The sequence below is a fragment of the Parvibaculum sp. genome (assembly GCF_030651915.1).
Classification (GTDB): domain Bacteria; phylum Pseudomonadota; class Alphaproteobacteria; order Parvibaculales; family Parvibaculaceae; genus Parvibaculum.
Window position 1 is genome coordinate 113792 of the sequence record NZ_JAUSBV010000008.1, and the last position, 19751, is coordinate 133542.

Genomic DNA, 19751 nt, shown 5'->3' on the forward strand with positions numbered 1-19751 from the left:
GTCATTCTCCCATGATCTTTTCGAGCGTCTGAGCAAGGCGCTTACCGCGCGCCGTGAGGTGGAGCAGGACGCGCCTCACCTCACTCGGGTCAGGCTCGGCCGAAAGAAGCCCAAGACCGTCCCGGCCGAGGCGGTGGCGGTCAGCGAGCGCCCGCATGTTGCGGCTCACGGCAGCCTGTGACTGTCCCGTGTAGTCGCAATAGTAGCGCACCGTCCGGCCGGGAAAGGCGACGACCACCATGAACAGGTGGACCGTTGTGAGCGAGATGGTGGGGTCGAGCTTCTGAAACTCCTCAAGAACTTTCGCGATGCGTGCCGCGTGTTTCATCTTTCTTTTCCTTCCGCCAACGCGCCGCTGCGCGTGTAGTTATGGAGACGATGGCCTCAAGCCGTCCCGCCCCGATGACGTAGTCAAACGGGCTGGTCCGCTCGTAGGATAGGAGAGGGTTCTCACCCCTGCAACGGTATAAGTGAACGTGAACGTCCAGTGGGAGGTATAGTGGCCTCATTTTGTTGATGCTTTCCGGGTTCTGTTGCCTTGGGGGGGCAGCGCTTAATACGCGGGTGAGTACATCGGTGCAAGCGCATAATGCGTGCCATTACGAGACGGTGAGCGACGGTGGTGTGAGTGCTCCGGGAGGGCACCACAAGCCGGCACTGCACGCCTTCCAGACCGCGACGCGCACGGCATGGAAGTAGTGGAACGCCCAGTCATCATAGGTCATGCCCGGTTCCTCCGTGTACGGTACTTCAGGACGGTCTTAGCCGCGAGGTGCAGCGGGCCGTGGTCGATCTCACGTAGCTCCCACGTCGGCAACATCCCGACAAGGGCAAGGGCTTGTTCATAGGCCACAGCACACCTCAAATTCAGGGGAGAGGACACTGCGCCCGTCCCGGTAAAGAATGACAATGTTCGCGCGCGCGGTGGCAGGGACATCGTCCAACAGTTCGACGGCGCAGCCGAGCGGGTACTGACCGACGACGGCCACACAGGCGTGCAGGGACGCGCTCAGGTCGCGCGCGTCACGCAGTGCGGTGATCTCGCTCTTATACGCGGCGGACATCGTAGCCTCCTGTATCAAGGGCGAACGGCGGGCAGTCAGTGCGCGTGTCGGTCCAGCGTCCGCCTGTTGTCTGGAACAAGCCGCCGCGCCTGCGCTTCAAAGGCGTGAAGGCGGTGCCGTACCAGCGCGGAGGATAGGCAGCGACAAGATCGTTACGCGCCCGCTCGACCGCGTCCCGAGACATCGACGTGAGCGAGTAGAGCCGGGCCGGGCGCCCCTCGCGGGACACTGGTGCGCTCGCCTGTGTGAGGGTGCTACGCAGCATGGCGAGCGCCCTTCCCTGTCAGCGTCGGGAGCACGCGGCGGCCAGCCTCGAAGTCGCGGTGCGTCTCGGCGATGATGGCAGCCAGTTCGGCCAGCCGCGCCTCATAGGCGCGCGTGCGGGCGGTGTCATAGGCAGGGTGACGGCGGCGTTCGTGGTACGTCATGGTGTGTTCTCCGGTGTGTTGAGGGTCAATAGAGGATGGCGCGGGCGCGGCGTGCAGCGGCGTCGGCGTCGGTCGTGAGTTCCTTCCGCATTGCGTCAAGTGCTGCGCGAGACACACGGCCCCGCACAGGCTTGAACGCGTCAACAGGCAGGTCGCAGACAATCGCCAGCGCCCGCCCGTCCTCGTAATTTTGTGCATCGCCTGCTGCGGCGTCCGCCCACTTCCTGTCAGGCGGCAAGCCGGCCTTCCTGTCCGCGTAGCCCGCACGAAACGCACGCGAGCGCATGACCGCGTTGAACGTGGTGAGGCCGTTGTCAGCGTTCGCCATCACTCGGCGCCGTTGATGTTCATGCACAGTTCGTCGATGTCATCGTCATCGAGAGCGGTGCAGGTGCCGTCATCGGTGGCAATCGGGCACTCATCGCGCGCGTCTTGCGGTACGTCCTGCTGCCACTTGCGCAGCGCGGCAAGGATTGTGGACAGTTCGCGGTGGCTCAGTTTCATGGTGCGGTTCTCCTTCTCACGGGTGATGGGTTCAAGACGCAAAAAGATCGCCGGTGTCCGGGCAGCGGGGCGCGGGCGCGACGTAGTCAGGATCATCGACGGACAGTGCGGCAACGCGGGCAGCGCGCGCAGCTTCAATCGCCGCGTCATAGTGCGGCCAGTCGATCGTCGCCTCGAAGGCGGTACTGATTGTGTTGCCGTCAGTGACGTAGTCATACAGGCCGTCACGCAACGTGCGTTGAAAGGCCGGGAGCTTGTCGCCAGCCGTGGCGGCGAGAGCCGCGACAATGAGCACGGCAACCTCGTTATGGTCCCAGTCATCGAGCGGCTTCTCAAGCCACGTCGCGAGCGCGTTCGGGTAGCCGGAAATGAACCCGTCATAGCTCGTGAACGTGTCCGCGATTAGCTCGGCGAGCAGGGCGTGCCCGTTCCAAGCCGACCGCGCAAACATCTCGGAGACGGACCAGCGGGAAGCGTGCGCGAAAAGCCGGTCAGTCTCGAAGTTATAGAAGCGCGGGCTTGTCATGCTCTCGAAAGCGAGAGGGAGCGCGACGCCGCAATGATCGTCGGCGAAGTGCGTGAAAGCCGCGACGTAGTCTTCAGCGATGATCTCGTAGCCGCTTGAAATGGCGTGGCGGGCGTTGCAAATCGCCGTGATGAACACATCAGCGTCAAGCCGCAATTCGTCGGGAAGTTCCCAAGCGTCAGTCTCCACAGCGTTTTCAATGTGCTGTTCCTCTTCAGCGTCGAGCGCTTCCGAGTATGCACTTTCGTAAAAGCCGGGAAACGGCAGGCACACAAGTACCTTGTCGGTTTCCATTGTGGTTCCTTTCTGGCGCGGGGCGCCTAGTCCTTCAGATACTCAGGGATCGAGACGCCAGCCGCCGTCGCCTCGGCCCACTCGCTACCGCTATCGTACTCGCGCATAACCTCCGGGCACGGGTCGTTCGTACCGTCACGCGGCGCGAAGCCGACCATGATCCGGCCGTCCTCTGCCGTCGCACGTTGGGAGATAGCCGCGCCAGTGCGCTTGCTAACGCGTGCAGCGGCCTTGTCAGCCGCGCGCACCAGCGCGTCAGCCGCGATGTGCTCGCCGAGTTCGTCTAGGACAGCCCAAAGTTCGTCAACGCTCAGAAAGTGTGACATTGCAGGTGCTCCGTTTTTGAATTGGCTTGCCATCATCAGGCGCGCGGTAGCCAGCCGCGTCACGACGCAGCGCTAGGTGCGCAGCGTTTCGGCATTGTCACTCGGCGCGCGGGCGCACTTCGCGAATGATCTTGGCGCGTTGTTCCCGCACGTAGTCGCGGAAGGCGGCGACAGCCTCGCGCTTGGTGTATCCGCTATAGCGTTGCTTTTCGTACTGGCCCGCGACGATGTCAGACACAAGCCAGTCACCCGACGGAAAAAGTTTTTCAACGGTCATTGCTTACGCCTTCGCGTCACAAGCCGTGAGAAACCGCTCGCGCTTAAACTCGGGGTTAGTGGACGCGAGCGCGTCCGCGAAGGCTTCCGCCGCTTCGCTGCGGGCGTTGTCGGGAAGCGCGGCGATGGTCCGCGCAATCAGCACGAAATGCGCGCGCGACATTGAAGCTTTTGCCATTGGGTCATTCTCCGATTTGTTGAGTGTGCTAGCTGGCATCATCAGGCGACAGGCACTCGCCCGCCGCGACGGCGCAAGGTGCGCGCCGTTTCGCCTTTGCACTGGTGACTAGATGCGGCCGTCAGAAATCAGACACAACGGCCGCAAGCGGATTGACCATGTAGTGAAGCGTAAACGCCCGCTGATTTGTCGGCGGATTTCCGTCATGGTAATGCGCGTAAAGCGTTTGCCCATGCACCTCTGCGGCGACAAGCGCCTGCATCGCTTCAGTGTGCGGCCCGGCGCCGTACACGGCCGCCAAGTCCGCCTGTTGCGCTTGCGCCGTTGCGAGTTCGCCGCGAAGCGTGAAATCGTGTTGGCCCTTCCAATGGTGAAAGTCATGCCAAGCGCGAAACGCCCAGTTAACTTGTTCGTCACCGAAAATGGTGGCGCGCGAGGCGCCGGACCAAACGAGCATGCGCCCCGTCTCGGCAATATGTGCGTTGAGGCGCGCGAGCGTGTCCGGCGCTTCTAATAAATCGGCCGTCACGTCAAAGCCGCATGGGAACAGGCGCGAGGCTATGTGCATCGTGGCGACGTTGAGCATGCGATTAAAGGCCTTCATTGGGTCATTCTCCGGTTTGTTGGCTGGCATCATCAGGCGCCGGGAACCGCCCCGACACGACGGCGCTAATGCGCGCCGTTTCGCCTAGTCACAGGTGCATTGTTTCAGGCAAGAAAAGACAGGCGCGTTGACGGCGCTCCGGCCGCATTACGCACAACGGCCGCCGCCGCCTCATCGGGTGACAGGTTCGGATAGCGCTTTTCAATCAACGCGCGCCACTGTTGCGCCGTGCCTACCGCGTCCGCACGATCATTAGTGAAATAGGCGTGGCCACGCTGTCCCGGCAAATAAACTTCATACTCGCCTAGTGCGACGTTCCAGTGAAGGCGCAAGCCCAGTGCGCGAACCGTTGCCTTAGCCTGTGCCAACGTCATCACAGGCACACAGCGAAAGAAATCGCGCCCTTTTGAACGTGAACCGTATAACCGCCGAGTGCGTCTGTACTCTCGGCGATATAGCCAGACGTTGCGCGCCCGCTTTCGATGTACGATGCCAGCACCTTTGCCGCCGCCGCCGCACTGTCAAACTGTGTCGCAATATGAAGCTTGTACTTCATAGGGCCTGCCTCTTTGTGTGAATGTTTCGGCACTGCTGGCGCCGTCATCAGCGGACGCGTAGCGGCGCCCGGACATTCTACCGGGTTCGCCGGTTCCAGTTATCCACAAGCGCATAGGTGCGCAGCGTCAACCTTGAGACTTATCGGCCGTACCATTGCGCCATTGCGCCCTAGGTGCCGTCCCAACCGCCTTTTGCGTGTTAGGATGTCGCGCGCTAGTCATGCCATAGAGGCGCGCAACATTCGCCAGAGTGTGATTTGCCCGTGCCCATATCTGGCTATGTTGGCTCACTTGCCCGTCACTCTTTGCGGGGCGCCGGAAAACGCTGAAGCGGTTCCGATAGGTCCGTTTATAGTCACGGGTGATTTTCTTGTCAAACGGATTTATCGGCAACAGGCGAATTAATTTCAGGCGCGGCGAAAATTGCAGGCAACGCGCCGCTAAATGCCCGAAAGGAAAAACGATAGATGCGCGCTAGGTGCATTGATCGGGCGCCCGGCGCGGCGCGTCTGGTGCGTCATAGGTGCATCGCTGGTGCGTCATAGGTGCGCGGCTTCAGGTGCGGCGCTGGTGCGTCATAGGTGGATTGAACGGGCGCGCGGCGGGCGCGTGATGGTGCATTTAGCGGGGCGTTAGGTTGATCCGTATGCGAAGTAATTGCAGGTACACGGTATGAGACAAGGACGGGCGCGGCGTTGGACGTGGACAGATGCGCGGCGCGGCCGGGACATGTGAGGCGCGTGGCCCGGCTGGTGAACCGCAAGGGATTTATAATCCACTGCAATGCGAGGCATAGCGCGGCTTTCCGGCGCGTTGTTGCGGCGCGTGTTGCGGGCGGGGCCGGAGAGGCATTGCTTGCGCCCCCGTGGGCATCTTTCCGCGCACGCGCGACCCGGCCACCCCTATGGGGGGAAACGCGATCCAGCCGTACTCGTTATACCCCAACGGATTTTTCCGTCAGACTTTCGCCGGCAATGTCAACAAATCTCTGTAGAGAATTGAGGCAGTAACTATGGGTTGCTCCCGAGGAAGGGTCTGTGCGTCAGCACAGCCCGACTGAGGGAGCGGGCAAGCGACCTGAAAGAGGCTGGTCAAGCGGTGTCGAGGAAGGGAACCCTCCACCACCCGTTAAATCCCCTCTCAGGTCGCGCCTAGTAGGCCCGTGGCGGGCGTGAGCGTGTGGGCCGCTACCCATGCACCCGTGAAACTGACGGGCACTGACGGGCTTCCTAGAGGGCCGCCTGTAGCGGAGCCTCAGGTGCCCTTAGCGGGGCATAGACACAGGAGGACTGAGAGGCGGTGACAGCGGGCCATCCGGGTGGCCGACGCACAGGGGCGCGGTGCGCGGGACGCTGTCATGCTTCTCAGTCCACCTCTATCTACGGTGGTCAGGTGTGAGCAGACGTGGCTCACCCTCAGGGCATCCTCAATAACTGAGGCAGCCTCCTAGGCTCACATAGCCTGCACCTTAGATGACCCTTAAGGGGACACCCTCACTACATCGCTATGTGAACCTTCGGAGGAATTGTACCAATAGTGCAACCTAAATGCCGGCTGCACCCTGCCCGGCCCTAGACGAGCGCGTTCAGGGCCGTGAAGAGGTTGACGGCTTCCGGGCTGCGGAGGCGCGTGACGTTGCCCTTCACGTCGGTGAAGCGGACAGCGCCGTCGCCCTGAAGGACGATCGACAGGGACGCGGTCGAGGCGCCCTTCTTGGCGGTGACGGTGGCGAGATCGGCGATAGCCATTGTTGTGGTCCTTTACCAGTCGTTGAAGATGGTGCCGCCGTCCTGATGGCCGTGGCCGGGAGCGGGGGCGTCGTTGTGGGACTGAAGGGCAAGAGTGGTCCAGCCCTTCAGGGTGTTGGTGAGGGTCTGCTCGACGTTGCGCTTGAGAGCTTCAAAGCGTTCGTCGGCGATCCCCTCGTCCTGCTCGCGGCCCATAGCCTCTGACCAGTAGGCGACAGCCATCGCGAGGACGTCGAGCCTGTCATCGTGCCGGAGCGCGCCCCGGTCGCGGGTGATGCGCGTCATCTGGTAGATGAGTTGGTAGGTCAACGCCTCCTCGGCGGGCAGGTCTTTGACGGAGCGGCTGTCCTCCTCGATCACGGAGCGGTCGATGACCAGCCTGTGCTGGTTCATCACAGGCTCTAGCGTGTCGATGATGCGCAGTTCCTTTTGCTTCGAGTGGCGCACCTCCTCGATCGTCACCGGGTAGGTGCGGGTGAGGAAGGGCTGAAGCAAGCGGCCGAACATGCCGTCGCCGAAGTTGCTCTCGATCAACACGACGTTGACCTTGTGGAGCTTGGCGAGATCGGCGATCGCCTGAAGGTTCTCGTCGGTGTAGCCACCTCGGAGGCCGGACAGGTGCGGGATGAAGATTTGAGAGTTCAGCACCTTGGCAACGCAGACGCCGGTTTCGTCGGTGCCTCGGCCGGAGGGATCGACCACGAGGACGCTGCCTGTGTAGGGGCGGCGCTCGCCGGAGTAGCCCATCGGGGACCAGAAATAGTCACCGTCGAAGGACACGTTGTACAGGTCCGAGAGAAGGTTCCTGTTGCCGTCGCGGCCCCACACAACCTTCTCAGGCGCCACGTCACCGTCCACGTCCATGACGAGCAGGTCAGCGACCTTGAGCGGGAAGCGGTCGGCGTCAGACAGGCTGGTGTCGAGCATGAACTGTAGGGCGAAGCCTGAACGGCCGTAGCTGGCCTCACGCTCCATCAGGTCCACGTCGGAGAACCGGGCGGGATCGACTGAGTGCTCCACCAGCATGGGGTTGCCAGAGAGCAGCGACAGGACGCGCGGGGCGAGGCGCCCGCCGTACTTGGCGACGCGTTCGGCTGTCGGGTAGCGGGCCGGCCACACGCGCATGGAGTAGCCACGCTGCGGCAGCTTGTTGTAGAGGCTCATCTCTGTCTGCGGCGTGCCGAGGTAGATGATACGGCCGTCCGGCTTCAGGATGGCGTCGAACTCCTTCACGGCCTCGGAGAGCTTCGTTCGCATGCCCTCTGTGGCCGAGTTGTTCGGGATTTCGATGTCGTCGGCGATGATGACGTCAGCGCGCGAGCCTGCAAGCTGGCCGGTGATGCCGACCGACTTGACGGACGGGGCGTGCGAGGCGCGGGCAGGGCCGACGTCGAAGGCTACCTTGGAGTTGCGCTGGCCGGAGCCGGGCATCAGGTGGCGCAGTTCCGGCATGTCGTTGATGAGCCGGAGGGTGAACGTGGTGAAGTCGTCGGCGCGGAGCTTGGAGGCCGACACGACGAGGATGTTCAGTTGCGGGTTGCAATAGAGCAGCCAGCAGACGAAGGCCGACGTCACCCACGACTTACCGACGCCCCGGAAGGCTTCGATGATGCAGCGCTTGGGACCGTGCTGAAGGTAGCGCGCGATGTCGTATTGTACGTCTGTCGGCCGTGGAAGGTTGAGGTGTTCCCAAACGCGGTAGAGGAACACCCTGAAGTCGGCCTTGAGGGGGTCCACCGGCGAAAGTGCCGTGGTGGACATCAGGTGGTCGGTCATAGTCCTCCTAGGACGGCCTGTACGCCCCGCTGAGTGGCCTCTCAAACTCACGGGTGATTGCACCTGTGCGGAAGAGAACGGCACTGGCGGGGCGCGCAGGCGTCTTGTGGTGGAGATCGGCCTAGTTGGCCGTCATGTCGCTGATGTCGTCGTCATCGAAGGACGGGAGGGCGGTGGTGGCTCGCCTCAGGTCATCATCCTTTGTGGGATCGACCGACACGACGCCGTTGTCCTTGAGGAACTGCCGGATGACCGACAGGAGCGGGGCGGCCGGCGTGACACGCGTTGCCTTCCCGGTTTCCTCGTCGAGGATAACAGCACCGTCTTCGAGGATGCTCACGAACTCCGTAGCGAGCAGCTTATGGAGCCTGTTCAGGACATCGGCCGGGAGCTTCGACATGCCCTAGCCTCCTCTGTAGAACTGAAGGCCGATGCCGGCGATCATCGCGGTCAGCAGTGTTGCCGTGACCATGCGGACGAGGGTTGTCCAGACGGCGTTCTTGGTGACGCGCCACCCGCTGAGGAGATCGCGAACGTCCCTGAAGTCGGCCCGCGTCAGGTCTTCAAGACCGAGTTCGCGGATCGCTTGTTTCGCGCCCTCACGGGCGGCGTCCTTTGTCAACGCGCGGAGCGCGTCAACAGTGATGGTGATGTGCCCGACGCTGTCGTCAGCGCGGGTTTCATGTTCCATTCTTGCTGTCCTGATTGTTGGTCACGCCCACGATAGCGCGCAGAAGGAATACGGACGGTTGGCAGCCCACGACGCCTCAATGCTCTGTCCTGTGGTGAGTGAGGTGTCTTCGGCATGGGCTGACGAGTTCACCTGTCGCGCCACAGTGCCTTCTTGGTTCTTCGTCGCAAACGTCCAGCCATGCGGCCCGCCGTCACTGTTGTACGTCATCCCACCTGCGATGGCGAAGCCACCTGTCGGGAGGTTGAGAGTGACGGACGCAGGTCCAGTACCGGTGCCACCCATCGACGCCGTGTGATGCGGCGCCGCGTTGACCAGTCCGGTGACAGCGTACACCCCGGCGACACCGCCGCTGTTGGCGGTAGCACTGAGCGTGAACGAAATAGTACCGCTCGTACCTGCCGGGACCAGCGCGGAGATGATCGCGGAACCAGCCTGAACGCGAGTTCTTTCGACGTGCAGAGTTGCGGCGACACCGCCGATGGTCGCGCTAACGAAATCGCGGGCGCTTGAGTTCTGCTCCCAAGAGAGCACCGCGATTATCACACGGTCGGCTGCGGCAGGGCCGAAGGGACGGCCAGTGAACGTGTAGGTGATCTGGTTCGTATTGTCCTGCGCCAGCGAAGAGGCTTGATATGTGACGATAGCCCTGCTCGCGTTGATGCCGACCATCGCTGTCAGTACACCGCTCATGCGAGGCCCGCCCCGGACACGTACCACGTATCGGTGTCATCCTTGCGGAGAGACACCTCACCATGCTGCGCGAGAGTGCGCGCGCCAGTGTTGGACGTTCCCGCTTGACGGAGAGTGACGCCAGCACCGGGCGTGATCGTCACGATACCTGTACCGACGTTGCGCATGTTGATGATGGTCCCGATGGCGAAGGCTACGCCAGAGTTCGGGGGGATTGTCCACGCCCGCGCCGTGGCGCCGCCCTGTCGAATGACCTTCCCGGCGTCGGCCGCGACAAGCGTGTAGGCGACGTCTTGGTTGTTCTGCGGAGCGCCGAGGTAGCCCAGTGACGCGGCGTTGGTGTGGACAGGAGCGATGGCTGCCGCTACGAACGCAGTTGTTGCAAGACGCGTGTTGTTAGACGCTGCTGCCTGTGTAGGCGCGGTCGGGTTTCCTGTCAGCGCAGGCGAGGCCAGCGCCGCCTTCGCGTCGAGCGCGGTCTGTAGACCTGTGACGTTCGCGATGGTGTGTGTGTGTGACGTCGCGGCCTTGTTAGCCAGTAGCGTGTCGGTGACAGTCTTCGTGTAATACGATGACGGGTCGAACAGTGCAGCGGCGACGGCGCTTGCAGCCGCTTCAACAGCGCTTGTAGCAGCGGCGTCCTTGTGTGTGGACGCAGTTGTCGCGTGCGCGCCTGCGGTCGTCGCGCTGGCAGCAGCTTCAGATGCCTTAGTAGTCGCCGCACCTGCGTGCCCTCCTGCGGTCGTCGCGCTGGCAGCGGCAGCATCCTTGTGCGTGCTCGCAGTCGTGGCGCTCGCGGCGGCGGCGTCCTTATGTGAACCGGCTGTCGTCGCGCTGGAAGCAGCTTCAGACGCCTTCGTCGTAGCTGTTGTGGCGTGTGTGGAGGCCGTGTTGCGATACGCCAGCGCATCCTGCGAGTAAGCGAGAGCAGCGACGGCGCTGGCAGCGGCGGCCACCATACTGTTGGACGACGACACCGCGCTTGCTGCGGAGCTATCCGCGCTGATGGCAGCAGCGGTGGCGGCGGCGGCGGTGCTGTTAACGGCGGTAGAGAACTGGCCGTAGGTGATGGCGTCATCCGGCGAAGTAGCGTCGCCAAGGTTCTTCAGACGTCGGCCGCCGACGTCATAGTGGCCTGTTGCGTCCTTACCGAGACGGTCAAGCGCCTCGTCGAGCGCTTCTTGCGTGACGAAGAGTGCCTGCGTGTTCGCAAGGTTGAGGTTCGAGGACACGAGGACCGAGCCGTCCGTGAACGTGACGAGCAAGGCCGCGCCGGGGGTCGTGCGGCGCACCTCGACAACAAGCCCGGCAGCAGGCGCCGGCGACACGTTGATCTGGTAGGCGTTCACCCACGTAAACGCGGTCGGCACGCCATCGACTTTGACGGTGATGTGCGCGGTAGCGAGGTAGTCGAACGCGAAGCCGAAGGCGGTTGTAACGCCGTCGCCCGGCACGCGAATGTAGGAAAGAGCCATGTGGTTCTCCAAAAGGAGCGGCCCCCAAGATCACTCAGGGGCCGCGTCACTTCTTGCTAGGTGGTGTTAGGGCTTGACGGAGTTCAGAAGTTCGATGCCCTTCTGCTGCGTCGCAGGCTTGGCCGACTTCGCAGCAGCGGCGCCGACCTTGGCCGCGCGCATCTTGGTGTTGAACACCGGGTCTTCAGCCATCATCCGCTTCACAGCAGCGCTGTGGTAAGCTTCAATGACCTTTCGCGTGGCACGCTGCCGCGCACCTTCGACGCCCTCAGGCGTGTCGGGAAGGCGGGCGCGAGCGCTGTCATACGCCGGGCTGTCGAACAGGCGCCGAAGCTTTGCCTGCACGTTCCGGCCGCCGCTATCTGTCACGGTAGCCATCGTCTTGTTCAGCGCCGAGTATTCAGCGCCGGTCAGTTCGACGCCGTAGAGCGTCTTCGACGGACTGTAGGCAACGCCGATGCGGATGAGTTCGTCGGCGATCTCGTTACCTTTGATCGGCATTGACGTGATCGGAGAGAGGAACGTGTCCGGCCGGACAGCAGGTTCGCCTGTGAGCCACGACACGCGCGCGGGAAGCGTCTCGCTCCACCCCGGAAGGCGGGACTTGAAGCGGTCCTGCACCGTCCGCACTTCGCGGATGATGTTGTCCATCTCGTGTGTCGTCTGGCCGAGCATCGCGGAGTACGGGAGCATCGACGTCGTCATCTGCTGTATCAGCGCGTTGGCCTTATCGGGGCGGTCGGGGCTGGAAACAGCGTCGATGAGATCGGTGATGCCTTGGAAGTAGAGCTTGTTCGAGAGCGTCTTACCGAGCGCAAGCGCTGTCACCAGCGTCATGTCCTCGTAGGTCTTGTCACTTCCCTCAAGCTGCCCGTAAATCTCCGAGCTATCCGCAAGCACGCCGATGATCGTTGCGAACGGGTCGAGGCGCTGATAGCTCACCCACCTGTCACCAATCCGAATGGAATACGGCTGCCACCCGGCTTCGATCCACATGGCGCGGAGAGCGTGGTCGCTCGGGCCGGCGCCGGTGACGTTTCCGTTGATGACTTCAGCGGTGATGGCACCAACGAGCGCGGTGCCGACAGCCATCTGACCAACGGCGCGGGCGCGAACTTCCTTCGAGACGCCTTCGCCCCAAAGAGCGTTGCGGTGTTCCTTCAGGATCATGTTCGCGCCGGGCGTGTAGGCAGCGGCGGTCTTCAGCAGGTTTGTCGGCGTGCGAATGAACGGCGCAATCAAACGGGCGGCGGGATGCCTGTTGACGAACCCCTGAACGCTGTTGCCGAGCGTCCCTGCCGGGAGTTCGTGCGTGAACGTGGCGTTACGTGCGGCGTTGATTGCGCGCGCGGCGTTAGCCGTCAACACTTCCTTACCGCTGACAGGGTCGATCACGGTGGCTGCGCCGCCTGCCGTGTTAAGCGCACGCTTCTCGAACTCATCCGTGACGTAGCGCTTTGCCCCTGCTCCCTTCAGGCCCATGTCAGACGCTTCCGAGAACAGTTGTCCGTAGAAGTTCGTCCTGTAGGCGATCTGTTTGAAGAACTCGTCTTCAGTCAGCAGGAGGCGCGTCGGGACATTCAGCGCGACGCCCATTGCGTCAACGGCTCGGCCGGCAGCGGTGGTGGCCCGCCCGGTCGTCCCGTCAACAGACATGCCTAGTGCTTCCGACGAAATAGCGTTGCGGAAGATGCGGTCGTCAACGGTCGAGTGCGTGTCGAGGACGTTGTCGCCAGTGCGGAAGGCAATCTTCGCCATCTCGTAGCTGTCCGCAACAGCCATGCGTGCCATAGCGAACCCTTGGTAAGCCTCGCGGGCGGTGCGCATGTCGCCCATGATGGCGGCGCCGGCAGCGGTTGTTAGCGGGTCCATTACCGTCATCGTAGCGTTCGACAACATGTTGACCATGTGCGTCTTCGGCCCTGACAGGATCGCGTTGATGAAGTTCTCGTTCATCACGTCGATGAACTTCCGACCGGCCGACCGTTTCATCACGGCGCGCACCTTGTACGGGCTGCCGCCAGTTGCGGCCAGACGTGCGGCCATCTTGGCGATGCCCTTCTCGCCACCGGCAACCGAGAGCGCCTTGAGGTGCCCTATCTGGTCCGGGGAAAGGTCTGCTCCGATGCGGATGCGGCCGGCGCTCGTGGCGCGGGCAGCGGCGGTGCGGACAACCTGCGTGGCGCCCATGACGTCTTCAAGCGCGCGGACCATGTGGACCAGTTGCGCCTTCTCGACGTCGGTTGCTTGGCCGAGGTTGATCTTCTTCGCGACGTCGGCAATGTCGCGCGACAGGGCTGCCGAGGTGATGCGCCCGAACGTGAGGAGCTTCGCCTGCTCGGCGGCGTCTTTCGAGAACCGCTCAAGCTGCGCGAGGGTGTCACCAAGCGTTTCGCCGGTGTCATCCGCCCACGCCTTCAAGGCTTGGTCGCGGACGCGTACATGGCTCTCGACGCTACCGCCGAGGGCGCGTGTGACGGCCGGCCCAATGGCATCGCCAGTCACCTGCATCACCTGCTGCATGTCAATAGAACCATTGACGCGGGCGAAGTTGATCGCGCGCGTGTCGGTGCTCGCCATACGGACGATGGTGTCGATCGTCAGTTCGCTGGTGGCGTCTGCCATGATGCGCGATGTGGTCGCGGCGATGGCTTCCGGGTTGACCGTCTGGAAGTTCGGTGCCGGGACGTCACGCTGCGGGGCGCGCGCGATCGACGCTGCAAGGTCTTCCGGGAACAGGTCGGCCTGCCGGTCGAACGTCTGCGGAGGCACGGCAGCTTCCACAGCGTCGGCGGCACTCTTCGCGGCTGCCTGCGCGGCTTCGGGGCTGTCGGCCTTGAACACGGCCTTGATGCCTCTGAAGGCGAGGAGGACGCCTTCGGACAGGACGCCAAGGGACATGCCTTCCAGCACGTTCTTGAGCCGACCCTCGGCATCACTATCGTCGTCGGACGCGGCGAGGTAGTTGATGATGTCGCTTTCCATGCCCGGAAACGTCTCCTGAAGCATGTTGGCGAAGCGCGGGTCGCGGGGGTCGAAGACAACAGCGTCCGCGATCCCACCCTCGACGGCAGCCTTCGTGAAGGCACCTGTCCGGGTTGCGGTCTTTGTGAACGCCGTGAGCTTACCAGCGCCGACAAACCCTGAGATGAACTGCGCAGCACCTTTCGGGAGCGCGTAGGAGATGTCGTCAGGACGTGTGCTGTCCTCAGACAGGATCGAGAGGTTGTCCTGCTGCTGGACAGCGGGCGTGCCCTCGCCGACATCACCGACGACGGCTGCGCCTGTCAGCGCCTCAGCCACGCCAGAGAGCGCCTTGGTAACGGGGAACCCCTCGGCCAGCGCCGGGAGGACGTACTTGTCAGCGAACTTCGTCGTCTCGCTGGCGGCGGCTAGAACACCGTCCACGACGCCGGCGCCGATGTTGACGAGGACGCTGTTGTCGCTGTCAGCGTCAGCACCGCCGCTGAGGCGGGTCGCCGCACCTTCGCCGAACCGCCTGTCGAAAGCAGGAGCAGCGTCGGGGTGTTGCTTGAGATATTCTACGTCTTTCGCTGTCGGCTCTGCCATTGTCAGTCAATCCAATCCGGCGTGTATGGGGGAGGTGTGGTAGGCGCTGCGTCTGGTAGCGGCGCGGGAGGCGCGGCGTCCGGTTTCATCAGCGTGCGTACCGTGTTCTGAAGGCGGAGGTACGTCTTCTCAGCGTGGTCGCGCGTTGACGACATCGTGTTCGTGAAGTCTTCGCCGCTGCTCTGTGACCAGTGCCGGGCAACCTCGTTGTCGAACTCGCGTATCAGGTTGGACGCCATGATCGCCCGATCAATGTCGAACTCGCTCATCTCGTCAGGCGCAACAAGCGGCTTAACGAGCGCTTCAAGACTGCGGCGCGTCTGAGACACGGTCCAGTCGTTCATCACAGTACCTTCGGAACGAGAGCGTTCGATTGTGCGGCGCGCGTCCTTCATAGAAGCTGTTGAGATACGGTTCTCGGACGCGAGGTGGTTGATGCGCTGTTCGGCTGCATCAGGGTCGCGGACGGCGAGGCCGTACAGGTCGCTGATCTCTCGCGGGTCTTCCGTTGTCTGGCCCGCGAGCAGCGCCTTGCGCGCGCTTTCAAGCTGCATAGCCTTCGCAGGGTCGATGTCGTTAAGCTCGGAGATGAAGCTGCGGACGTCGGCCTGCGGGTTGTTCAGTAGGACTTCCACGCCTTCCTTCATGGACTGGCGTGAGCGGTCTTCGCGGTCCTTGGTTACGCGCCACTCGTAGAACTGCGCGTCGGCGCGGTTCTCAGAACGGATGGCATCAGACACGTTGTCGGCTGCCTTCTTGAACGCAGACGTTCCAGACAGCTTGCCGGTGCCGAGCGTGACGCCATCAGCGACGCGCAGGATGTCGAGATCACCTGACTGCTGCGCCATCGCAATGATCGCGCCGGCGACGATGTCGTTCGCCTTGGACTTGTTCATCCCGCTTGCAATCATCGCGTCCACCTTCAACTGCACGGCAGAGGCGACGGAAGCGGCAGCGGCGGCAGGGGCACGCGTGAACAGGTCGTTGTCGAGCGCGTCCTGCATCGTGTTCTGCACACTGATGTCGAGTTCAGCCATCGCGTCCTGCTCAAGCTGCGCGACGTAGTCAGTCGTGTGGCGTGACAGAAGGTTCTCGCGCGACGACTGCATCATCGGCGTGAGCACGTCGTCCACGAGATGTCGCGGGTACGTGTCGATCCCGTTCTCCTGCATAAGGCGCGCGTAGGCGGACTGGTGAAAGCGGTCCACTGCCGTGACGTCATCGCTGCCGCGCAGGTCGCTGGCGGCGTACTCAGTACGTACCTTCGCGTCAATCTCGTGCGCGAGGTTGGAGAGATGGGCACGCTGAAACCCGCGCTTGAAATGCGGGGAGGCGCCGGCAGGAACAGCGCCGCTCTTGATGGCGTCGTTCCAGTTCTGTCGGTTCGCCTCAAGCTGCGCGGTGGCGCCCTCCTTCTCTTCACGGACACGGGCGTCGTCACTCAGCTTGTCAGCGATCGGCTTGAGAGAGCCAAGTGCAGTGAGCAGCGCAGCAGCGCCGCTTTCAGACGAGGCGCGCGCCGGGACTACGTATGTGTCGGTGAGGCTGATTGTCTGTCGGTTGGTCGGGTCAGGGAGGCGCGCTACGCGCTCGCGTTCAGTCATGTGATTGGCCTTTGTGCTGTCTACTTAGCGCCAGCGGTTTGATTGGCTGTGAACGCCTCGCCACCGAGCTTCATGGCAGCGCCGAAGTAATCCGGGGCAGTTCCTTTGGGCACGGAGTTTATGCGGTTCTGCATCGTCGTCTTAGCACCGTCTAGCTGAAGCACGGCGCCGGTGCGGTTCCACTGTGTCTGACGCTGCGAGGCACCGATTAGGCGGTTCTCAGCAGCGCTGAAGTCGTCCATCAGTGCCTTGACGGAGAGGCCGCCTGTGCCTGCTTCACCGGCTGAAGTCGCGACAGTGGCGCGGCGACGCGCGCCTTCGCGCTGCGTGGCAGTCGTGTTGTCGGCCTCCTGCTGGTCCTGTTGACCGAGCGCGGCGTTGGACTGGTTGATGTTATCGACGAACGCCTGCTGCGCGTTCAGTGTGTTCTGCTGCTGCTGCGCATCCTGCGCCTTCTGCGCGGCGCTCTGTGACACGATGCTGCCGATCGCCGACGCGGCACTCATCGCCAAGCTTATGTACATAGCGGTGGTTGTGGTGATCGTTACCGGCTCACACATTTCGGTGTCTTTCGTAGTGGATGAATGGGGTTCTAGCGCGGCCGTGCGCTGGTGACACGCCAACACGCTTGAAGCCGGCCCACGTTATTAGACGGGCGTGGAGCGTGTTTCGCGCATCAGCGGTGCATGTCAGGGTCGGGTATGCGATCTGCTGCGCGTCGAGCCACCCGCGAGAGCGGCGTAAGAAAGCGGAGGCGTGCGTTTCCAGTGCAGGCGTGCTCAGGAGCCACACAGCGCCCGAGCCTGTCACAGGAACGATGCCGAAGGCTGCCACAGGCACACCGTCAGCAGTTCCTACGAGACACGGCGCGCTGTCGGCTAGGCCACTCACCAGAACGGAGAGCGGTGTCCTTCCAGACGCGGCCGCAATCTCGGCAACGTCCGCCTCGCGGAGGCGCGGCGCGAGCCACAGAATGTCCTCAACCGTTGCGAGGCGGACGTTGTAATCCATCAGATGCTCTTACTCTTCGGCGTGAACTCTGCGGTCCACTCTGCCGAGATGAATGTGGAGGGGAGATAACTGTCGTTCACCAGATCAATGCGAACCTGATCGTTCTTGGACATGACCATCACGAGGACGTCGCCGCTATCCACAACGGGACTGCCGAGAATGGCGGCACCATCACCTAGCGTGTGTCCGGTGTAGAGCGTGCGGCTGACTTCTCTGAACGCAGGCTCTACCTCAACCGCGAACTGTGCGGTGTTGTCGAAGGTGACGCGCAGCGTCTTGACCTGCACACGACCGTCCTTAACAACGACTTCACCACCGCCGCTTGACGGCCTACGAACAACGAAGTCCGAGAACGTGTAGCGAAGCGTGTAGACCTTCCCGATGAAGACAGGCGTGGACGTGTAGTCGCCGAAGGCTGAGACAGTTGTCGAAGAGGGACGTGTGTGGGGAATAGAGGTGCCGGCTGGATCGGCAGAGGGCGCGCGAACAACAACCTGAACGGCGCCTGCCTCGACGAACGGAAGTGTCCATGTCGTCAGTCCGGTCCCGGCACTGTACGCAACAGAGGTGCATTGCGCCTCCGTGATGCGTCGGTCGAGGCGGACGATGAACGGGAGATGCGTGTCTGTAGCTTTCTCGGAAAGCTCGATGCTCTCAATGAACGTGCCAGACGCGCGCTGCACAAGAAGGTACAGAGATGACTGGAAGAACTTTACCGAGCGCACGACAACACCGTCGCCGAACTGCCACTTAGTCCAAGCGTTCTGAACACGGTCGTTGCCCTGCCAGAAATACTTGTAGACGAAAATTGTGTCAGGCGCGGCGGAAGAGAGCGTGGCGATCATGTCAACAGTCGTTGACGGTTCCAGAAGGAACACGCCGGACGGGATGTATGACGGGACGTGTGCTGTTAGCTCAACACTGCTCGTTGACTGCGCTTCGCTGTCGTCGGCGACGTAGAACTCCCTAACGGAAGCTGTCGCGCCGGCCTCTGACACGAAGTAGACGAACCGGCCGTTAGCGATAGGCCGTGCTGTTGAGACGTTCTCGTACTCTGTCACCGGCGTCACGGAAACTGTGGAGGCCGTCAGGGTGGCCGGCGATCCGAGGACAAACTGTGTCTGGTCGGAGAACAGCACTAGGTTCCTCTTCACGGGGATCGCTGCCGACAGTGTGGACGCCTTTACATGCGCCACGCTGACGTCGATGAAGTCAGTGTCAAGGGTTGTGGTGACTGTCGCACGCGTGAAACTGAAATACTCACCAGCCTCACTGAGGATCACGTTCTCTCCTGCGAGGAACCCGAGACGGTTGCGGTTGAAGTAGACGTCCTTGATCTTCTCGCCAATGAACGAGGGCAGCGGGTTGCTGTCGTCGTCGCCGACGTCGCGTGGTTTCCACGCTGCCTGCTTGAACGTGAACGTACCGTCACTCTCGCGAACGAGTTGGTGAGGCATCGTCGCGGGGTTGGTGCCGAGGACCATGTCGGGCGCGGGGCACTCTTTCCACCCGCCTTCGCCGAAGCTGGTTCCGTCCTTCGTGGCAAACTGCACCCAGTAGTCGCCGACGCTGGCGCCTTCCTTGGCGAGCACCTTCAAGCGCATGCTGTTGACGCACTTCGGCGGAAGGTCCGCAACCGTCTTGACGCTCCGGTAGATGAGACGCGTGTTCACGTCACCGTAACCGTCCGTAAAGTCGATCGAAGAGAACACGCCGGAGTTGCGCTTGATAGCGATGTAGTTGTCCGACCGGCTCTTTGTGTATGTGGCGCCGCTGAGAGCGTTCAGGCCACCAGTCATTCCAGTGTAGGCAGCCAGAGAACCAGCGCCGTCGTTGCCCTGCCACAGACGCTCTGCGATGTGATCCGTGGCAACATACGTGGACTGAAGGGTGTCGTTGTTTCGACACGTCAAGAACGTGGCGTTGGCACCGTCGATAGTGGCGATGTACTTCGTCGTGTAGTTGCCTGCCCGAAACCAGAACACAGCCTGCTCCTCAAGGAGCGCCGTCTTCGTGGTTCCTGCGAGAACAGTCACGGCCTTGTTAGCAATGAATGTGAAGTCCGACACGGTGACGGCTGCGAAGCCGTGGAGCGGATTGGCGTTGTTCAGGTACGCCTTGCCGTTCGGGAACGCGACTGTCTTCTCGTTACCCGCAAGGTCAAAGACCTTCAGGTCGCCGTTCGAGATGACGACGACGTAGCGCTCGGCGCTGTCGCGGTTTATCCAGTGCGTGTAGATGTTGCCGAGGGCGCCGGCTGAGACGCGGCCACGGTGCAACGTAGGCAGGCGCTTTGAAAGGCCGGACACGACAGACGTGTAGCCATTCACCACTGCGCGCGCCTGCGACGGGAGCTTCAGCGTGTCGGGCTGCTGGCTAACGCCGTTGACGAGGTTTGGCACGGAGCCAATTACTCGGGTCATGTC

The 19751-nt window shown here is 62.5% G+C and carries 22 protein-coding genes and 2 other RNA genes; all 24 read right to left on the minus strand.

The genetic code is table 11. From position 1 onward, the window contains the following. Position 1 precedes the first annotated feature (1 nt). The 24 genes from Q7V31_RS11935 to Q7V31_RS12050 all read right to left on the minus strand — a co-directional run bounded on the left by Q7V31_RS11935 (position 2) and on the right by Q7V31_RS12050 (position 19748). Positions 2–328 (minus strand): hypothetical protein, encoded by a 327-nt coding sequence (locus Q7V31_RS11935; protein ID WP_304734595.1) that lies wholly within the window; start codon positions 326–328, stop codon positions 2–4. 514 nt (positions 329–842) lie between these two features. After that, a complete protein-coding gene (locus tag Q7V31_RS11940) occupies positions 843–1064 on the minus strand; it encodes a hypothetical protein (protein ID WP_304734598.1) in 222 nt (73 codons plus the stop codon). Between the two features lie 254 nt (positions 1065–1318). Beyond that, positions 1319–1492 carry a hypothetical protein gene (locus tag Q7V31_RS11945; RefSeq protein ID WP_304734600.1) on the minus strand — a complete coding sequence of 58 codons (174 nt, stop codon included), beginning with the start codon at positions 1490–1492 and terminating at the stop codon, positions 1319–1321. Between the two features lie 25 nt (positions 1493–1517). Next, positions 1518–1820, minus strand: a complete 303-nt coding sequence (locus Q7V31_RS11950) for a hypothetical protein (RefSeq protein WP_304734602.1) — start codon at positions 1818–1820, stop codon at positions 1518–1520. Further along, positions 1820–1996 (minus strand): hypothetical protein, encoded by a 177-nt coding sequence (locus Q7V31_RS11955; RefSeq protein WP_304734604.1) that lies wholly within the window; start codon positions 1994–1996, stop codon positions 1820–1822. The genes Q7V31_RS11950 and Q7V31_RS11955 overlap by 1 nt, the downstream gene beginning before the upstream one ends. Positions 1997–2027: 31 nt before the next feature. Next, on the minus strand, positions 2028–2816 hold the full coding sequence (locus Q7V31_RS11960; protein WP_304734606.1) for a hypothetical protein: 789 nt from the start codon (positions 2814–2816) through the stop codon (positions 2028–2030). Between the two features lie 26 nt (positions 2817–2842). Next, positions 2843–3142, minus strand: coding sequence for a hypothetical protein (locus tag Q7V31_RS11965; RefSeq protein WP_304734608.1), 300 nt, complete (start codon positions 3140–3142; stop codon positions 2843–2845). Between the two features lie 97 nt (positions 3143–3239). Then, positions 3240–3419, minus strand: coding sequence for a hypothetical protein (locus Q7V31_RS11970; RefSeq protein ID WP_304734610.1), 180 nt, complete (start codon positions 3417–3419; stop codon positions 3240–3242). A 3-nt stretch (positions 3420–3422) separates the two neighbouring features. After that, complete coding sequence (locus Q7V31_RS11975; protein ID WP_304734612.1) at positions 3423–3596, minus strand: hypothetical protein; 174 nt, start codon at positions 3594–3596, stop codon at positions 3423–3425. A gap of 26 nt (positions 3597–3622) precedes the next feature. Further along, positions 3623–3692, minus strand: an RNA gene (locus Q7V31_RS11980) — hammerhead ribozyme type II. A gap of 25 nt (positions 3693–3717) precedes the next feature. Further along, on the minus strand, positions 3718–4200 hold the full coding sequence (locus Q7V31_RS11985; RefSeq protein ID WP_304734615.1) for a hypothetical protein: 483 nt from the start codon (positions 4198–4200) through the stop codon (positions 3718–3720). A 17-nt stretch (positions 4201–4217) separates the two neighbouring features. Next, positions 4218–4286: hammerhead ribozyme type II (locus Q7V31_RS11990), an RNA gene on the minus strand. Positions 4287–4304: 18 nt separating this feature from the next. Then, on the minus strand, positions 4305–4574 hold the full coding sequence (locus Q7V31_RS11995; protein ID WP_304734618.1) for a hypothetical protein: 270 nt from the start codon (positions 4572–4574) through the stop codon (positions 4305–4307). Next, a complete protein-coding gene (locus Q7V31_RS12000; RefSeq protein WP_304734620.1) occupies positions 4574–4756 on the minus strand; it encodes a hypothetical protein in 183 nt (60 codons plus the stop codon). Before Q7V31_RS12000 ends, Q7V31_RS11995 begins: the two co-directional genes overlap by 1 nt. A 1572-nt stretch (positions 4757–6328) precedes the next feature. Continuing rightward, positions 6329–6505 carry a hypothetical protein gene (locus Q7V31_RS12005; RefSeq protein WP_304734622.1) on the minus strand — a complete coding sequence of 59 codons (177 nt, stop codon included), beginning with the start codon at positions 6503–6505 and terminating at the stop codon, positions 6329–6331. A 12-nt stretch (positions 6506–6517) separates the two neighbouring features. Beyond that, positions 6518–8281: a phage terminase large subunit gene (terL, locus tag Q7V31_RS12010; protein ID WP_304734624.1), complete on the minus strand. Its 1764-nt coding sequence runs from the start codon at positions 8279–8281 to the stop codon at positions 6518–6520. A 121-nt stretch (positions 8282–8402) separates the two neighbouring features. Continuing rightward, entirely contained in the window at positions 8403–8681 is a 279-nt protein-coding gene (locus Q7V31_RS12015) for a hypothetical protein (RefSeq protein ID WP_304734627.1), read from the minus strand. Between the two features lie 3 nt (positions 8682–8684). Continuing rightward, positions 8685–8972, minus strand: coding sequence for a DUF6127 family protein (locus Q7V31_RS12020; RefSeq protein ID WP_304734629.1), 288 nt, complete (start codon positions 8970–8972; stop codon positions 8685–8687). 21 nt (positions 8973–8993) lie between these two features. Next, positions 8994–9665, minus strand: a complete 672-nt coding sequence (locus Q7V31_RS12025) for a hypothetical protein (protein ID WP_304734631.1) — start codon at positions 9663–9665, stop codon at positions 8994–8996. Next, positions 9662–11140, minus strand: coding sequence for a phage tail fiber protein (locus tag Q7V31_RS12030; RefSeq protein WP_304734633.1), 1479 nt, complete (start codon positions 11138–11140; stop codon positions 9662–9664). The genes Q7V31_RS12025 and Q7V31_RS12030 overlap by 4 nt, the downstream gene beginning before the upstream one ends. A 66-nt stretch (positions 11141–11206) precedes the next feature. Then, positions 11207–14710: a hypothetical protein gene (locus Q7V31_RS12035; RefSeq protein WP_304734636.1), complete on the minus strand. Its 3504-nt coding sequence runs from the start codon at positions 14708–14710 to the stop codon at positions 11207–11209. A 2-nt stretch (positions 14711–14712) separates the two neighbouring features. Beyond that, positions 14713–16314 (minus strand): hypothetical protein, encoded by a 1602-nt coding sequence (locus Q7V31_RS12040; protein WP_304734638.1) that lies wholly within the window; start codon positions 16312–16314, stop codon positions 14713–14715. Between the two features lie 20 nt (positions 16315–16334). Beyond that, complete coding sequence (locus tag Q7V31_RS12045) at positions 16335–16820, minus strand: hypothetical protein (protein ID WP_304734640.1); 486 nt, start codon at positions 16818–16820, stop codon at positions 16335–16337. A gap of 504 nt (positions 16821–17324) precedes the next feature. Further along, positions 17325–19748 (minus strand): hypothetical protein, encoded by a 2424-nt coding sequence (locus tag Q7V31_RS12050; protein WP_304734642.1) that lies wholly within the window; start codon positions 19746–19748, stop codon positions 17325–17327. Positions 19749–19751: the final 3 nt, after the last annotated feature.

Bases quoted from the DNA above. Each gene is read 5' to 3' on its own strand.
- Q7V31_RS11935 (WP_304734595.1), bottom strand. From the start codon at position 328: ATGAAACACGCGGCACGCATCGCGAAAGTTCTTGAGGAGTTTCAGAAG.
- Q7V31_RS11940 (WP_304734598.1), bottom strand. From the start codon at position 1,064: ATGTCCGCCGCGTATAAGAGCGAGATCACCGCACTGCGTGACGCGCGC.
- Q7V31_RS11945 (WP_304734600.1), bottom strand. From the start codon at position 1,492: ATGACGTACCACGAACGCCGCCGTCACCCTGCCTATGACACCGCCCGC.
- Q7V31_RS11950 (WP_304734602.1), bottom strand. From the start codon at position 1,820: ATGGCGAACGCTGACAACGGCCTCACCACGTTCAACGCGGTCATGCGC.
- Q7V31_RS11955 (WP_304734604.1), bottom strand. From the start codon at position 1,996: ATGAAACTGAGCCACCGCGAACTGTCCACAATCCTTGCCGCGCTGCGC.
- Q7V31_RS11960 (WP_304734606.1), bottom strand. From the start codon at position 2,816: ATGGAAACCGACAAGGTACTTGTGTGCCTGCCGTTTCCCGGCTTTTAC.
- Q7V31_RS11965 (WP_304734608.1), bottom strand. From the start codon at position 3,142: ATGTCACACTTTCTGAGCGTTGACGAACTTTGGGCTGTCCTAGACGAA.
- Q7V31_RS11970 (WP_304734610.1), bottom strand. From the start codon at position 3,419: ATGACCGTTGAAAAACTTTTTCCGTCGGGTGACTGGCTTGTGTCTGAC.
- Q7V31_RS11975 (WP_304734612.1), bottom strand. From the start codon at position 3,596: ATGGCAAAAGCTTCAATGTCGCGCGCGCATTTCGTGCTGATTGCGCGG.
- Q7V31_RS11985 (WP_304734615.1), bottom strand. From the start codon at position 4,200: ATGAAGGCCTTTAATCGCATGCTCAACGTCGCCACGATGCACATAGCC.
- Q7V31_RS11995 (WP_304734618.1), bottom strand. From the start codon at position 4,574: ATGACGTTGGCACAGGCTAAGGCAACGGTTCGCGCACTGGGCTTGCGC.
- Q7V31_RS12000 (WP_304734620.1), bottom strand. From the start codon at position 4,756: ATGAAGTACAAGCTTCATATTGCGACACAGTTTGACAGTGCGGCGGCG.
- Q7V31_RS12005 (WP_304734622.1), bottom strand. From the start codon at position 6,505: ATGGCTATCGCCGATCTCGCCACCGTCACCGCCAAGAAGGGCGCCTCG.
- terL (WP_304734624.1), bottom strand. From the start codon at position 8,281: ATGACCGACCACCTGATGTCCACCACGGCACTTTCGCCGGTGGACCCC.
- Q7V31_RS12015 (WP_304734627.1), bottom strand. From the start codon at position 8,681: ATGTCGAAGCTCCCGGCCGATGTCCTGAACAGGCTCCATAAGCTGCTC.
- Q7V31_RS12020 (WP_304734629.1), bottom strand. From the start codon at position 8,972: ATGGAACATGAAACCCGCGCTGACGACAGCGTCGGGCACATCACCATC.
- Q7V31_RS12025 (WP_304734631.1), bottom strand. From the start codon at position 9,665: ATGAGCGGTGTACTGACAGCGATGGTCGGCATCAACGCGAGCAGGGCT.
- Q7V31_RS12030 (WP_304734633.1), bottom strand. From the start codon at position 11,140: ATGGCTCTTTCCTACATTCGCGTGCCGGGCGACGGCGTTACAACCGCC.
- Q7V31_RS12035 (WP_304734636.1), bottom strand. From the start codon at position 14,710: ATGGCAGAGCCGACAGCGAAAGACGTAGAATATCTCAAGCAACACCCC.
- Q7V31_RS12040 (WP_304734638.1), bottom strand. From the start codon at position 16,314: ATGACTGAACGCGAGCGCGTAGCGCGCCTCCCTGACCCGACCAACCGA.
- Q7V31_RS12045 (WP_304734640.1), bottom strand. From the start codon at position 16,820: ATGAGTGCCGCGTCGGCGATCGGCAGCATCGTGTCACAGAGCGCCGCG.
- Q7V31_RS12050 (WP_304734642.1), bottom strand. From the start codon at position 19,748: ATGACCCGAGTAATTGGCTCCGTGCCAAACCTCGTCAACGGCGTTAGC.